This window comes from Calothrix sp. NIES-2098, from assembly GCF_963875125.1.
Taxonomy (GTDB): domain Bacteria; phylum Cyanobacteriota; class Cyanobacteriia; order Cyanobacteriales; family Nostocaceae; genus Aulosira.
The window spans coordinates 7,478,171-7,492,812 of record NZ_CAWNKJ010000001.1; the positions used below are offsets into that span (position 1 = coordinate 7,478,171).

9 protein-coding genes are annotated in these 14,642 nt (G+C 38.6%); 3 read left to right on the forward strand and 6 right to left on the reverse strand.

The features are described from left to right. The first annotated feature begins 29 nt into the window (after positions 1-29). Both AACU33_RS31455 and AACU33_RS31460 read left to right on the forward strand, forming a co-directional pair. Positions 30-983, forward strand: coding sequence for an o-succinylbenzoate synthase (locus AACU33_RS31455; protein WP_096594211.1), 954 nt, complete (start codon positions 30-32; stop codon positions 981-983). Beyond that, positions 968-2,353, forward strand: coding sequence for an AMP-binding protein (locus tag AACU33_RS31460; RefSeq protein WP_096594212.1), 1,386 nt, complete (start codon positions 968-970; stop codon positions 2,351-2,353). Before AACU33_RS31455 ends, AACU33_RS31460 begins: the two co-directional genes overlap by 16 nt. A 93-nt stretch (positions 2,354-2,446) precedes the next feature. Here the strand turns inward: AACU33_RS31460 and AACU33_RS31465 are convergent, their stop codons facing one another. The 6 genes from AACU33_RS31465 to AACU33_RS31490 form a co-directional block, all read right to left on the reverse strand. After that, the gene (locus tag AACU33_RS31465; RefSeq protein ID WP_096594213.1) at positions 2,447-2,893 is read right to left on the reverse strand and encodes an acyl-CoA thioesterase; all 447 of its coding nucleotides are present in this window, start codon (positions 2,891-2,893) and stop codon (positions 2,447-2,449) included. A 133-nt stretch (positions 2,894-3,026) separates the two neighbouring features. Next, on the reverse strand, positions 3,027-4,115 hold the full coding sequence (locus AACU33_RS31470) for a T3SS effector HopA1 family protein (RefSeq protein WP_096594214.1): 1,089 nt from the start codon (positions 4,113-4,115) through the stop codon (positions 3,027-3,029). A gap of 185 nt (positions 4,116-4,300) precedes the next feature. Next, positions 4,301-5,536 (reverse strand): phosphotransferase, encoded by a 1,236-nt coding sequence (locus AACU33_RS31475; protein WP_096594215.1) that lies wholly within the window; start codon positions 5,534-5,536, stop codon positions 4,301-4,303. A 1,015-nt stretch (positions 5,537-6,551) separates the two neighbouring features. Next, positions 6,552-8,414 carry a hypothetical protein gene (locus tag AACU33_RS31480; RefSeq protein WP_096594216.1) on the reverse strand — a complete coding sequence of 621 codons (1,863 nt, stop codon included), beginning with the start codon at positions 8,412-8,414 and terminating at the stop codon, positions 6,552-6,554. Then, the gene (locus AACU33_RS31485; protein ID WP_096594217.1) at positions 8,392-12,879 is read right to left on the reverse strand and encodes a translation initiation factor IF-2 N-terminal domain-containing protein; all 4,488 of its coding nucleotides are present in this window, start codon (positions 12,877-12,879) and stop codon (positions 8,392-8,394) included. Before AACU33_RS31485 ends, AACU33_RS31480 begins: the two co-directional genes overlap by 23 nt. Positions 12,880-12,957: 78 nt before the next feature. Then, entirely contained in the window at positions 12,958-13,875 is a 918-nt protein-coding gene (locus AACU33_RS31490) for a histone deacetylase family protein (RefSeq protein WP_096594218.1), read from the reverse strand. Between the two features lie 196 nt (positions 13,876-14,071). On the opposite strand from AACU33_RS31490, the gene AACU33_RS31495 reads away from it, so the two are divergent. Continuing rightward, positions 14,072-14,590: a hypothetical protein gene (locus AACU33_RS31495; RefSeq protein WP_096594219.1), complete on the forward strand. Its 519-nt coding sequence runs from the start codon at positions 14,072-14,074 to the stop codon at positions 14,588-14,590. Positions 14,591-14,642 lie beyond the last annotated feature (52 nt).

Genomic DNA, 14,642 nt, shown 5'->3' on the forward strand with positions numbered 1-14,642 from the left:
ACGCAGAGGAGCAGAGAGAATGAACAGAGGTGATTTACAGATTTGAATTTCGTCCTCTAGCGCGGAGGTTTTTGCGATCGCTTACTACGAGTCATGGTAGTTGGGATATCCGTGAAAGCATTATTATTCGCCTAATTGATGAAGCAGGTAGGGATGGATGGGGGGAAATTGCGCCTATCAGTTGGTTTGGTTCGGAAACTCTAGAACAAGCTTTAGATTTTTGTCGCCAGCTACCAAAGGAAATTACAGAGAAGGTAATTTTCTCCATTCCCGATGATTTACCCGCCTGTCAATTTGGTTTTGAATCAGCACTTGAGGCACTGGGGACAAGGGAGAATAACCAATACCTCATGCCCAATAGTGGCTTATTACCAGCTGGTGAAGCGGCCTTAAGTGTATGGCAAAAGCTGTGGGAGCAAGGATATCGCACGTTTAAATGGAAAATTGGTGTTGATGCGATCGCTCATGAACTAAAAATTTTTCAGTTACTGATTCACAATTTACCAGCCTCTACCACACTGCGATTAGATGCGAATGCGGGGCTGAGTTATCAAGAAGCTGAGTTATGGCTAGAGAATTGCGATCTATTCCCAGAAAATATTGAATTTCTCGAACAACCTTTAGCTGTTGAGGAATTAGAGACAATGTTGCAGCTGAGTAAAAGCTATAGTACTGCGATCGCTTTAGATGAGTCTGTTGCCACACTTCAACAACTTATTGATGCTTATCAACGAGGGTGGCGAGGGATTTTTGTGATTAAGCCAGGGATAGCAGGTTCACCATCGCGGTTAAGGCAATTTTGCCGACAGCATAACATTGATGCTGTGTTTTCATCCGTTTTTGAAACTGCGATCGGCAGACAAGCCGCACTTCGCCTAGCAGCAGAATTATCTCAGCATAACCGAGCAGTTGGTTTTGGTATTAACCACTTGTTTGAACAAGAAGAAGACACATGGCTGCAACGTCTATGGAAAGACCTTTAAACTATCTCCAAAAAATAGGCAACCGCAATTGGCTAATTGGTTGTAACAGTCTGCAATTACAGCAATTAACTGAAGAATTTTATTTAGAATTAACACTATTTTGTAAATCAGACAAACGACCAAAAATCTTTTTAGCTGAACGCCAACCAGAGAGATTTTTAGCAGGATTTATTGCAGCTTGTGCAGCTAATTGTTACGTTTTTCTTTGTAACCCAGATTGGGGAACACAAGAATGGCAACAAGTTTTCGATTTAGTTCAGCCAGATATAATTTTGCGAGATGGAGAGATAATCAAAAATTCCAAATCGCCTTTAATATCTCACTCAGAACTCATTAATCAGTACTCATCGCTAATTATGATTCCCACAGGTGGATCGTCAGGACAAATTAAGTTTGCCATTCACACTTGGGACACCCTTATTGCTTCAGTGCAAGGATTTAAAGAATATTTTCTGCTAAATTATATTAACTCTTTTTGTGTATTGCCGCTTTATCATGTTAGCGGTTTAATGCAATTTATGCGTTCTTTTACGACTGGGGGTAAACTAGCTATTCTACCCTTTAAAGCATTAGAATATGGTCAAATATATAATATTGAAGCTTCAAATTTTTTCATATCTTTAGTTCCTACCCAATTACAACGCCTTCTCCAAAATCCCAAATTAACTGAGTGGATATCGCAATTTGAAACAGTAATGTTAGGAGGTGCGCCTGCATGGAACGAACTGTTAGAAAAAGCCAGATTTCATGGCATTAGATTAGCACCTACGTATGGGATGACAGAAACTGCTTCTCAAATTGCCACCCTCAAACCTGATGATTTCCTCAATAGTAAAGTTAATTCTGGACAAATTCTCCCTCATGCCCAAGTAACAATTCGCGATCGGGAAGGCGAAATCCTAAATAGTAATCAAACAGGTAATATTACAATTCAAGCTAAATCTCTAGCCCTTGGTTACTATCCAAAACTCTGGGAAAATCATGATTATTTTCAAGTAGATGATATTGGTTTTTTGGATACACAAGGTTATTTAAACATTATCGGGCGTAATAGTGACAAAATAATTAGCGGCGGTGAGAACATCTATCCCGCAGAAATTGAATCAGCTATTAGAGCAACCCAAATGGTTAACGATATTTGTGTAATAGGGATACCAGACACACATTGGGGACAAGCTTTAACAGCCATTTATATTCCCAAAGAATCTTATACCTCATTACATATTAGAACTGTCCTCCAAGATAAACTCTGCAAATTCAAAATACCTAAACACTGGATTTCTGTCTCCAACTTACCTCGCAATTCTCAAGGTAAAATTAACCGCCAACAGCTACATAAAATAGTGATTCACCAGCTTAATTTATATTAAGTGAATTTTTGTGTCTTTGTTCCTCTGTGGTGCTTTTACTTACCAATATAATTAATGGTCTCTCGCATTAATTATGAAGGTGCTAACTAAAAACTACATAGTTTCCCTTGCCTTTCTTCTCTCTACTTCCTCTGTGTCTCTGCGGTTAGTTTCCAACCAATTAACTATTTCAGCAGGCAATTCTTGTTTACTCCTACTACTCACATCAATACAAACGTGCCTAGTAATTGCCTTAGCAACTATTACCTCAGCAATAGAAATTTCGTAAGCAATTTCAAACTTCTCACTACCTAATTTTTGTGGCATTAAACTAACTAACAACTTATCACCACAAAAAATTGGACGAAAAAAATCTACATTGGCATGAACAATCGGAAAAGCTACCGAAGGATTGCTAAAAAAAGCTTTTAAATCAATACCTGCTGCTTCTAGAGATTCTTCATAAGCTTCATGACAAATCCCCAAAATATTCGCAAAATACACTACCCCAGCAGCATCGGTATCTTGGAAGCGAACGCTACGGTTATAAGTGAATGGCATATTTGATGATTCAAAAATTCAAACATAAAAAGAGCAGGCTGATGGCCTGCTCTACAGAGTAATCTTACCGTAACCAAGCAATTTTTAGATATCAGTCCAAAGGTGTGCAGTGCCACCCTAAGTTATTGAAAGATTAGTTTAAAGGAGAGTAGATATCTTCAGAACTTGGATTGAGGTATGGGCGCTGCACATCAACTAAGTGTCTGGTAAAGTGGCGGTTAATCGCCTGCATCCGTTCGTCAAGGGCATTTTTACCTTTTTGCCAAGCTTCCAACAAACCATTGGCGACAATTTGACAGCGATTCATACCAAAACTTTCTTGTGCAGCAAATTTTTTGATGGGTTCTTCAGCTAAACCTAATCCTGGCGCTAAAAACTTGGTGAATAAGGGGATATCTGGGTAAAAATGGGATTCGTGTTCTGCATACACAGCTTGTAGGACTTCACGAATTGCTAGATAGTCGTGACGTTCAAAGTAGAGTACTCCAGAATCGTAGCGTCCGTATGCAGAGGGGTTGTAGGGAACCTGGAAGCTAAAAGGAATACCAGCCTCGTTGAGTTCCACTGTCAGACTATCCATGAGAGCGATCGCACCAAATGGTGTGATATTAAAATAGATTCGTCCTGTGCCTAAATCGCTTTCTGGGTTGTCTTGTCTTTCCTGTCCGAAGTTACTAACTGCTAGGTAACAACCGTTTTGCAAGCGATTTTTCGGCATCCATATTGATACCAAATCACCAACTTTGGCAGATTGAGAATGCGGTTTGAGATGACAGTCTGGCTCAATATACAGTGTCAATCCGCCTTTGTTCACAGCCATGCTACCATCGGGTTCTTGCCGCAAAATTTCCCAACTATGGTCAAAATAACCTGTACCGTGATTGCAATTGTGCAGCCGTTCGTAAAATTCCCCATCAATTCCCAAGCTGGCATGATTTTCTAAATTTTGATGTGGCAGATGATGAGCAGCATCCCCATTAACTGCCAAAATATTTTGGAGAGAACCATTGTAATAGATGCCATAGAGGAAATTCCGCAATAGTAAAGTGAGGTATTTATGCTGTAAATCTGCGGAATTTTGCTGAAATCTATCTGCAATTTTTGCTGGCAAAGCAAAGGGTTGATAATTCGGATGGTGAATAGAAAAGTTAGACTCAATTTGGATATTACTAGCAATATCAAATAAGGAAGTCAGCGGTTGATGAGCAGAAGAATATACCATGAGTTATTTACCACCTCAAAATTTAGAATGGGAAATTAGACAAACAATATGCGGTCAATGCTGTTTCTTCCCTGATGCCAACTTAGGGTTCTAAAGAGTTTATGGAAGTTTCTGTGTGAGGAATAGAATAAAAATTTCAAATGCAAAAATAAAATTTTGCATGTAATATAGTTCGACTTACTTAGTTAACAACCGCGTAGGCGGGTTTTTTCGTAATAAAGGCGAACCAATTGCTTCTCTCGTTCTGGTTGAGGAAGTTTATGGACTTTAGCCACAGGTTTTAAGATTTCTGCCTCGGAAATACCAAAAACTGTTATTACACCTTGCTCTGGTATAGTTAATAGATTTTTGGCAAATTGCAGCTTACAAATGTCAGCATTATCGAAATTTCTGCGACATTTAATCTTACCTTGAATTTGATGAATTAAACCTAATCCAGCAAACTGAACAACTCGCAAAATTAAATCGCGACGGTACTCTAAAATCATCGGGAAAGCATTTAGATAACCTCGAATTAAAGCCAGAATTGAAGGCTGAAGAACCTCCAGCGGTGTCACCGCCAGGTGCAGAGATTCTTCTATCTCCAAAGTGGAGTCTACTACAAGACTCGAAAGCCAAATTTCTAAATAGCTGGCTAATAAAGTTCCCAAATCAAAAGCGGGATCTCCCCAAGCACAAGATTTCCAATCAATTAATCTTACCAAGCAATTATCAAGCTGCTGCCACCGTGAATGCACCAAAATGTTGTTTAACTGCAAATCGTTATGAGTTAAGCAGCAAGGATTCCATTCGTATGCTAAGTCTGCAATTGCTGATTCTAAACTTTCGTAACGCTGATACAGAGTATAAAATTGCAATGCTTCCGTAGGAACTGTACCAAAAATCTCTGGTGTAATCGATTCTATCCCTTGAGCCGGATTATAGAAGTGATAACGAAACTGACCTGCGGGCGCAGCGTTCATAAAATCGCGATATTCTCGACTGTTGAAAGTAGCACGGTGTAACCCCGCCAATGTACTACCTATAGCTGAGGCAATATCATCTGCATAAATATCAGTTGTTTGGTAAAAATTCCTGAGATCTTGATAGTCACTTAAGTATTTACGGACAAGGATAGAATTTTCCTCATCAAAATGTATTAATAATGATGCGATCGCAGAAATATTACCAATAACCGGAAACTGCTGTAGCAATTGATGAAATAGCCATTCATTGAATAACTCATCAGAAGTTTCATCATGATTATTGCTACGTTCTTGTTTAACAAGTAGTTTGCGATTATCTGCCAGATTCACTAGTAAATTGGAATTTTTACTCCTATCTGGTAACTCAGATTCGCCTGATGCTCCATCTTCTGAGCTACACAGACCCGCATCTTGCAGATACTGGATAACATTGTGAGAAGACAGTGATAATACCATGTATTATTATTTCCTAGTACGTAAAATTGCGGACAAAATCACCTATTGCTGGATTAGCCTAGCTCTAGCATTTTTTCGGTAGATAGCAACTACGTATGAATATCAATAACTATTCGTACTATCTACTAATATCCCATCTAGTCTAGGAAAACCTGCCAAAATGGCAATATATCTTTTACTGTTCCTTTAACGGCTATTTGATTACCCTATGCAATCTTTACACTCTCGAGCAGAGTTACGTAGGTGTATGTTAACCGCTTACTTTGTGTATTTTGATCTAGCCTGATTTTCAGGTTGCGAGAGCTACAAGTAAAATTAATGATTTTATTCATACCTCAATCTTGTTGTATTCAAGTACGCGATCGCTCATATCATTTTGAATCTCGGATTGAGAATTACCTATTTATCGATGACGATAATTTTTCAAATTGGCATCCTTTTAATTCGATAAAATTTAGCTTCATTACATTAGGTATTCCTAGCTGATGCAGCATTTAGTATCTCACTATCAAATTAACAAAGCACTAAAGTTTTTACTGTTACTGCAACCAAAAGATTACTAATTGTGCAACAGGTAACTAGTAAAAACTATTAGTAATAGATTTTGTTGAATGCTAAGAATTCATATATAGAGGTGAGCAAAAAATGTATTGTCTATCACATTTATTTCATGCTTAACACCGCTATCAATATCTCAGACTCCTCGATTTGTAAAACATGCTATCCCGCATTCATATTTTTATTTATCAAGACAAAGCTAAAAAAACCGGATGTTTTAGCTGAGTAGTGACTATTTTTTTCTAGTTAAAATTTAATCATTGTTAATTGAACACACGGTAGCCTGTAACTTTTATAACTTAATATTTACTTACCAATTCTCTGTGAGGCTACACGTTATCGCTAGCCGCAAGCTAATAATATCAGTATTTATGGCGATTTGGGATGAGGGGTATAGCTCATCACAAAGCGAGTAAAATCTTATTAATTTTGTAAGTAATAAATGAAATCCAGCACCTTACTCCTTAACTTTTTTCCTTGTCTTCTTTTGTGCTGGTTCTTTTTTTAGCTTTGTTTCTGGTTTATCTTTCTTTCCTGGCTGAGGTAAATTTTGTTGCGAGATCAAGGTTTCAGGTGAATCCTCTTGTAGGACAATGTGAAGACGGATAAACTGCGACCATGCTTCATTGTTGAGTAAATTTAAAGCTGTATCGCGGTTGTGTGTGGCGATCGCATTGATAACTTGACGCCATCCCTCTCGTAACGAATCAATAAAAACTTCTTCTCCTGTAAGCTGACTCAGCAATGAAAGTGCCAAATTAAAAGATTTTAAATCATCAGGTAAATTATTCGACCTTAACCCATGCAATATCACATTTAGCCATATTGGTAACAATTCTAGCCAGTTACTTTTCTCTATTTCTGTAATTGCTATTTCTTCCATGCGCAACGCACCCCAAATACACAAAGCATCTACAGCTATTTGCAGATCGCGGTTTTCTACAGCTTTTTTCCATAATTGTTGAGTCTGGTTTTGCAAGCGGTTGGCGAGAAATTCATAGGCTTCCTGAACTTGCTGGGGAATTGTTACTTGATAAACTAACTCACCTAGTGGTAGTTGATAACCTCTAGAGGATAGCCAGCGATAAGAACCACAAAGATAAATTTCTCGATCGACTATTATCTCTTTGATATAGGAATCTCCTAACCAAACAAATTGTACGGATGGTAAACCCTCAGGTGTTTTGATTGCTTGGAGTTTTTCTGAAATTTCTGCTGATATTTGTTGTTGTTCTTCTATTCCATATCCGATTAAAATCCAAACTCCGCGCTTGGCTAATTGCTGTATTAAATGCAGGAATTCATCATTTACAATATTTAGCCAAGGAGAGTAAATAATAATCTGATGCTTTGCTGTATTTATGATTTCTAAAAAAGTTTGGTAAATTTGGCGATCGCGTAACTGTATAACTTGTTTTTTATTAACTTCTAAAGCCTGTTGCTGAATTTCTTCCAGTCTGGCTTCAATTTCAATATTTTTATATTTAAGGGCTACTTCCTGCTCAATATTGATGCTTTCGTTGGCTAATTTCCATACAGCATCTAAAGAAAGCTTTCCTTCAGTTAGCAATATTTCCAGCCATTTTGAACGGGAATCTAAAATTTGCTTTCCTCGCCGCAGTTGTAAGCTGATTTTATCTTCTTTAGGATTAAAAATTACAAAAAGAGAGATTTTTCGCCAAATAGTTTGAGTTGGAGCTATTACTCTAAAAGCAGTGACAAGCTTTCCAGCTTCTGGTACATGAAGTGCTACGCCTGAAGCCTGAAGGCTGGTTTGGATTTGCTCTAAACTTAAAGAAGAAACCTCATGAATTTTATAATTAATATTAAGAATATTAGCCAAACTCGGTAAGTTGATAACTACTTCATTTAATGGTTCAGCCTGAAAAGTTACAGTTTCACCTAAAGAATCTGTAATCCCATGAATTTGTACAGTATATGGAGGCTGTGGTACAGAACCTTTCTCATAAAATAAGCGTCCTTGCTCGGTAACTGTAATTGGTGATTTTGGTGCTAGAGTTTGCAATTTTTGTAGAGTTGCAATTGTACTTTGCACAAATACCTTATCAAGCCCTAGTATGGATGCTAATTCATTAGCTGTTGGAGGTGGATCGAATTCAATCCCAGCACGAATGATAAATTCTTCGAGTACGTTAAATGGACGAGGTTCTGTAATAGTGAGTTCTACAGTTGTTTGATGCAAACTATAGCGTAATTGACGTGCTGCTAAAACTAATAAGTTAGGATTTTGCGCTTCAATTTCTTCAACTATATTGTTGAGACTATCATCAATAGGTTTAGCCGAGGATGCGTGAAACATCAACGAAACCTCCATGATGATTTACAATGTTGGCAACCTCTGAGTACATATTGCCGACTTTACCGGGTTGTTGGGTAAATAAATCGTGACAACCCACAATTACCAGTAATTCTTGAGCGCGAGAAAAAGCTACATTCACCCGTTCTGGTTTTTTCGCAAATCCTACATCTCCCTTATTATTGTTGCGAACCATACTTACAATTACAACTGGGCGTTCCATACCTTGAAATCTGTCAACTGTACCAGTCCGAATTTGCAATGAAGGGAACAGTTCTGATTGTAGGCGTTCATCAATTTTTCGCAGTTGCGCGCCATAAAATGTAATTACCGCTATTTCTTTTTTAGGTTCGCCACAAGCAACTTTCGCAGCCCAAGTATTTTCAAATTGCTGACACAGACTTTCAATTACATCTATTTCTTGAAGATTAAATAAGGAAGTTCCTTCACGCTTTTCTTGAAATTCATTTTCTCTTGGCATTTTAACCCAAAGTATATGATGATCGGGTTGAATAATATCGCCTGCTAAATCATGAGCGCGTTTAATATCGGGGTGTAAAATTCCGCATTCTAGTTTACCTTCATAAAATTGATTGATTGCGCCCATAATATAAGGGTGCATTCGATATTGAGTAGTTAGCATTTGTTTGATGCTTGGATCTGCATCTTCAAATTGACTTTTAAATAGCGATTCTTCTAAAAATTGAACTTCTTCTCTTGTACTGCCAATTTCTTGGACGACTTCTTCTAAAGTATTAGTATCAAGCATTGGCGGTAGTTGTTTATGATCGCCTACCATAACTAACTTTTTACCCTTTAAGGCTGGTATAAGTAATTCAGGTGGAGTACATTTGCTAACTTCATCAATAATGACAACATCAAAGGATTGAAATTCTTCAGAAAAATCTCGACCTGCGGCTTGTACACAAGTGATACCAACGACGTTAGAATTGTCTAAATAAATCTGTCTTAAATCGTGGCGATCGCGCTCAGATGGGTTGCGTACTTTTTCAATCCAATCTTGAATGAATCCTTGATATTTATGAAGATGAGTTTCATCCTGATTTAGTTGCGTTTGCCAAGAATCAAACTGAGATTTAATGCTACGTAAAAATTCTAAATCGCACAATTTGTTAAGGGAATTTTTTGGTTTAAATTTATCGGGTATTGTTTGCCATTCTATCTCCCACCATTTTCTTTCTAATAACAAATTTTCTGATGGTTGTGGTTGTGATTTTTTGGATATTTCAGCTATTTCTAACTTTAGACTATCAAGCTGTTGTTGAAAAATTATAGTTTCTTCTTGTAACTTTGATAAATGTTCATATAGAGTAATTTTAATATCTTCTAATACAGCAAAAGGCTCTAGCGATGCAATCAAAGTTTCAAGCTGACTGAGGTGATTTATCCAATAATGAACGTGCTTAGAGAATTCTTGAGGTTTTTCCCAAATATTTGCTTGGGTTGTGAGATATTGGTCAGCTAAGGCACGTAATTGATTTGGGACGTTTGACTGTTGGTTAAGTTCTTCCAAAATATTGATAACTCGTGCAAGTTTGATATTAGCGTCTTGTCTGGCTGTTTCTATCTGGTTTTGGGTATTTAATATTTGTGATTGAGCAATTTCATTATTTTGTAGTTCAGTTAATTGCTTTTGCAGATGTTGCAACTGCTGTTCTGTTTCTGTTTTAACTTTAAAAACGCACTGCCGAGCATTTGCTAAGATACTCTCTATGAGTTCTTGGCTAATTCGAGTGAGAGTAGATTCGCTATTATTAGGTTCCCAAGAAGCACCGTAAGTTTGTTGAATTCTACTCAAAAAAATCTGAGCAGCTTCTACTAGAGTTTTTCGTTGATTATTTGTGAGATATTGATAGTTATTAAATTGTTGAGAGATGTCCTGCCATTGAGTGCGATCGCTTATTTCCAATAATATTGGAATCTGGCTAAAATTTTGCTGTAAAAAGTAGCTAAAACTATGCTGTTTACCTTTTCTATCAGTGAAATTACCCTCTATCTCATAATTTATTGCTTTCGCTAATAAATCCCAGTCTGGTAGATTAACTGTATAGTTGGCTGGCATCAGAGAGATTTTTAAAGAATTAGCCAGCATCACCAAACCTGGTGGTAATTGCATCAAATCTAGAGTTAATGCTTGAGTAGATTGTCGAGAATTATCCAAAATTTCCGAAATTCGTGAATTTGCTGTAGCTTTCCACTCTTTAACAGCATTTATGACTGCATCAATTTCTTGTTGGCGGTTTTCCCAGTTTTGGATTGTTTGTTGTAAGCTTTGCTGTTTGCTAAAGAATTGCTGATGCTCTTTTTGTAACTGATGTAATTTATTAGAGTGCTGTTTAAAAACTTCCACGGCTGCTGCAACTTCTAACATCGCTACATTTGCACCCTGAGCATAAATTAATGCAGTTCTAAATTCTGGAATTCCCTCGGCTATAGTTTCACGTAGCCAAACTGCTAACCCAAAAGCACCACATTGAGGTTGAACAAAGCCAAGTATATTTGTCAAACTGATGGCTTTACTTACATTTACTAAAAAGTTTTTGACTAAATCATTACCTTCTGTATAAGATCTAAGATGTGGTAAAAAATTTGTAATTTCTGGAGCTTCCCAGTTGACTATCGAAGGGGCATTTAGGAGATTTTCTAAGGCAGAAAATAAAGTTTCCACTTCAGTTTTTTTGGCTAAGGCTTCCTGATAAAGTGATTCTTGCTTGTTTAAAGCTACCTCTAATTGTGGCTGGCGTTGATTTATTTCTTGCTGACTCTGTTGAAATTCTTCTTCTGCTTGGAAGTAAGCATTAAATCTTTGTGATGATGCCAACAATTGTTGAAATATCTCTACATTCTTGCGGCGTTGACGCAGATTATTTTCGCAGTCTGTAGCAGTATTATATAACCAAGTACCAATCACTTGGTCTTCTAAAAAAGGCTGTCCTTCCTCCCCAACTTTTTCGGCGCGTCCTTTGCGTATCGCCCGAATTACAGGGTTATGAACTAATCGACTGAGGGCGTTATCAACTGCTAAATTGGCTTGCGAAGCTATCAAAGTCCGTCCACCTCGTAGCGCAATTTGATAGCAAATCTCAGCAATTACAGTAGTTTTGCCCGTACCAGGCGGCCCTTGAATTAAAACCAAATCCTCGGCGGAAAGTACCGTTTCTACTGCTGCTTTTTGACCGGGGTTAGCAGAGGAAAGTAATAAATCCTGTGCTTGTAGTTGGACAGTTTTTTGAATAGGTCTAGCTTGGGAAGCGTCAAATAAGAAATTACCCAAGTAGGGATTTTGGGTGCGACCATTATTTAAATCGTCTAAAGCTTTTTTCTTGCGCTGAATTTGTTTAATGTCGCCCAGTGCTTCAAAACATAAAAATCCAGTATTGGGAAGCTGATAACGTCCGCTTGTCATGTAGTCAGCTAAGTCCCGTTCCAGCCTGATGCTGATAATGCAACGCTTGGGGTCAACTTCTTCTATAGAACCTAATAAGCGACTTTGCTGCCAGTTTTTTCCTGTGGGTGCAGTCTCGAATAGTTTGATGTCGTCGTTTTTGGCTTTTCTGACCCGTTCCCAAAAGTTACCTTCATCTAAGGGATTTTCGTTAGAACCGTCAAGGGTAGCTGAGGTGACATCAATTTCAAAACTGATTCGCCTTTTGAAGTTGTAGTTGTGGCTGGTATAAAGAACACAGAATTGACGTGCTTGAGCAATTTTTTCTTCAATTTGCAAAAATGCTTTCCAAGCTTTGAGTTGTTCTTCTGTGGGCACATAGTCGCCGCAAACTGGCGCGGCAGCTATGCGTGTAAATACTGTTGAGGGTATGCCAATATGATGCTCGTGGTTAGGTAACAGTCGCAAGCGAAAGGGCACAGCATAAGCATTGGCTTGTCCCCGTGAGGTTTGGAGTAAATACACAGACAGTATTTTTAAACCGTTGTCGCTATTTGGTTGGACGGCGGCTTTAAATCCTAACGTTTTTCCTAACTTCTGAAGTCTGAGGGGTAATTTACTATCATCGGAGTCTGTCGCTACGATCAAATCCCAAATTTCTTCTTTTGCAGCTCTGCCAGCGCCTTTGCGACGGACATAAAATAGACAAGGCTTTTGACCGAAACATTCATACATTAACTCGTGGGCATATTCTCGGCGCTCCCCAAATTCGGGATATTCTGCAACCGCAGCAGCGCTTTCAAGATGGCGGATAAAACTATCAACCGTCGAATTTACGAACATATAGCCCCAATCTTCGGAGGCTTTTTTCATCCTTGAGGTAGCAACTTTAGTGGCGGGTGGCTTTGCGACTTTGCGAACTCGTTCAGCCTCGAATTCGGAGATTGAACTGCTGGGGCTTGTGGCGACAATGTTGAGTTCAGCGCAAATTGCTAGTAGCTTTTTGCTGTCTACTTTTAATTCGGTTGAGAGTTCGTAGATTCTGATTTTGGTTTTGTTCATCCAGTAACTTCGGTTACTTGCGCGGAAGTTCTAATTATAAAATCTCACGCAAAGGCGCAGAGACGCAAAGGGAAAGATTTATAGTTTATATTGCCGATAGACTTGACTAGCAGCGCGATGTAGTAGTGAGTGTCGCCAGACGAGGGAGTTCAAATCTTCGGCGTAACCGCCACCAATAACGCAGGCGATGGGGTAGCCGGAACTCACACAGGTACTCAAAACCTGCATTTCTCGACGGAAAATGCCAGTGTCGGTTAAAGCTAATTTTCCCAGGCGATCGCCTACATGGGGATCTACTCCGGCATCATAAAAAACTAAATCTGGTTGGATGTCAGATAATAAATCTGGTAAATACTTTGCTAAAGTTTGCAGGTAGGCATCATCTTCCATTCCTACTGGTAGGGGAACATCTAAATCGCTTTTCTGCTTTGTGCCTGGAAAGTTGACTTCACAATGCATCGAGAATGTGAACACGCTTTCGTCTTCTTGGAAAATAAAGGCTGTGCCGTCGCCTTGGTGTACATCTAAATCCACAATTAAAATTTTTTGCACAAGTCCGAGTTTTTGTAAAACGCGGGATGCGATCGCTAAATCATTGAAAATACAAAAACCAGATCCATAACTGGGAAAGGCGTGGTGAGTTCCACCCGCTGTATTGCAAGCTAAACCTTGAGTTAGTGCTAGTTGGGCAGTGAGTATTGTACCACCGACCGCTACACAGGTACGATTCGCCAGCGCCGGACTCCAAGGTAAACCAATACGCCGTTGGGCTTTCACATCTAAGGTTCCCTGACAGTAGGCTTGAACGTAGTCACAGGTGTGAACTAACTCTATCAACTCTGATAACGGACGTTGTGGGGTATGACATTGTTCGATTTGCACCACGCCATCAGCTAACAGCAGTTCGTATAGTTGATGAAACTTCGCCATTGGAAAGCGATGTCCTGGAGGTAATGGTGCAACGTAATCTCGGTGATAAATAATTGGTAAGTCCATTGTCAAGAGTCAAAAGTCAAGAGTCAGTTGTCATTAGGCAATAGGCAATAATAATTTCTTTACTCCTTGCTTCCTTGTCCCCCTTGTCCCCCTTGTCTTTCTTCGCTCATCTCCCCAATCCTCGCTTAATGTTTACACTAAAAAGTGACAAAGAAAACATAGCAATCAAGCCTCAGTGCTTATTTAGTAGCTGATAATGCAAGTAAAAACTCTGTGGCAACCAGGTAGTGGCAATCCTGATAATCCCCAAAATTTAGCTACCATTCGTCAATGGTGGGAAAGTATTAATAGTAAAGAAGTTACATGGCAGCACAGAATAATTACTGAAAATAAAGAAGTTGAGCAACTAGACTGGGAACCAAAACGGTTTGATGAGGATTTTGCGATCGCTAATCCAGAAATTCGTGGTATTACTCTCTATTGGCGTAAATCTGATTCTCCCCAGGAACGTAACATCACGCCTTACAAACTAATTCTTGATAGCCTCCACCAAAATTTATATATTTTTCCTCAGTCACAAAAAGAACTAGTTATCCGGGTAGGTTTAAAGACTCTTACTTATCAAACAATTTCTCTCACAAACCCCCAATATCTATATAATCCATCTGGTGAAAACTACATCCTCACTTTACAGGATGCAACGCAACAGCTAGAAGTAAAAGTTACTATGAGTCCAGAAAATCTCAAACAGTTACTTCAGCAACTTACAAGGTAAAATTTACCAAAAGTGAGTTCCACTCACTGAGTTCCGTAATTTTGAATATCAA

Bases quoted from the DNA above. Each gene is read 5' to 3' on its own strand.
- AACU33_RS31460 (WP_096594212.1), top strand. From the start codon at position 968: ATGGAAAGACCTTTAAACTATCTCCAAAAAATAGGCAACCGCAATTGG.
- AACU33_RS31465 (WP_096594213.1), bottom strand. From the start codon at position 2,893: ATGCCATTCACTTATAACCGTAGCGTTCGCTTCCAAGATACCGATGCT.
- AACU33_RS31470 (WP_096594214.1), bottom strand. From the start codon at position 4,115: ATGGTATATTCTTCTGCTCATCAACCGCTGACTTCCTTATTTGATATT.
- AACU33_RS31475 (WP_096594215.1), bottom strand. From the start codon at position 5,536: ATGGTATTATCACTGTCTTCTCACAATGTTATCCAGTATCTGCAAGAT.
- AACU33_RS31480 (WP_096594216.1), bottom strand. From the start codon at position 8,414: ATGTTTCACGCATCCTCGGCTAAACCTATTGATGATAGTCTCAACAAT.
- AACU33_RS31485 (WP_096594217.1), bottom strand. From the start codon at position 12,879: ATGAACAAAACCAAAATCAGAATCTACGAACTCTCAACCGAATTAAAA.
- AACU33_RS31490 (WP_096594218.1), bottom strand. From the start codon at position 13,875: ATGGACTTACCAATTATTTATCACCGAGATTACGTTGCACCATTACCT.
- AACU33_RS31495 (WP_096594219.1), top strand. From the start codon at position 14,072: ATGCAAGTAAAAACTCTGTGGCAACCAGGTAGTGGCAATCCTGATAAT.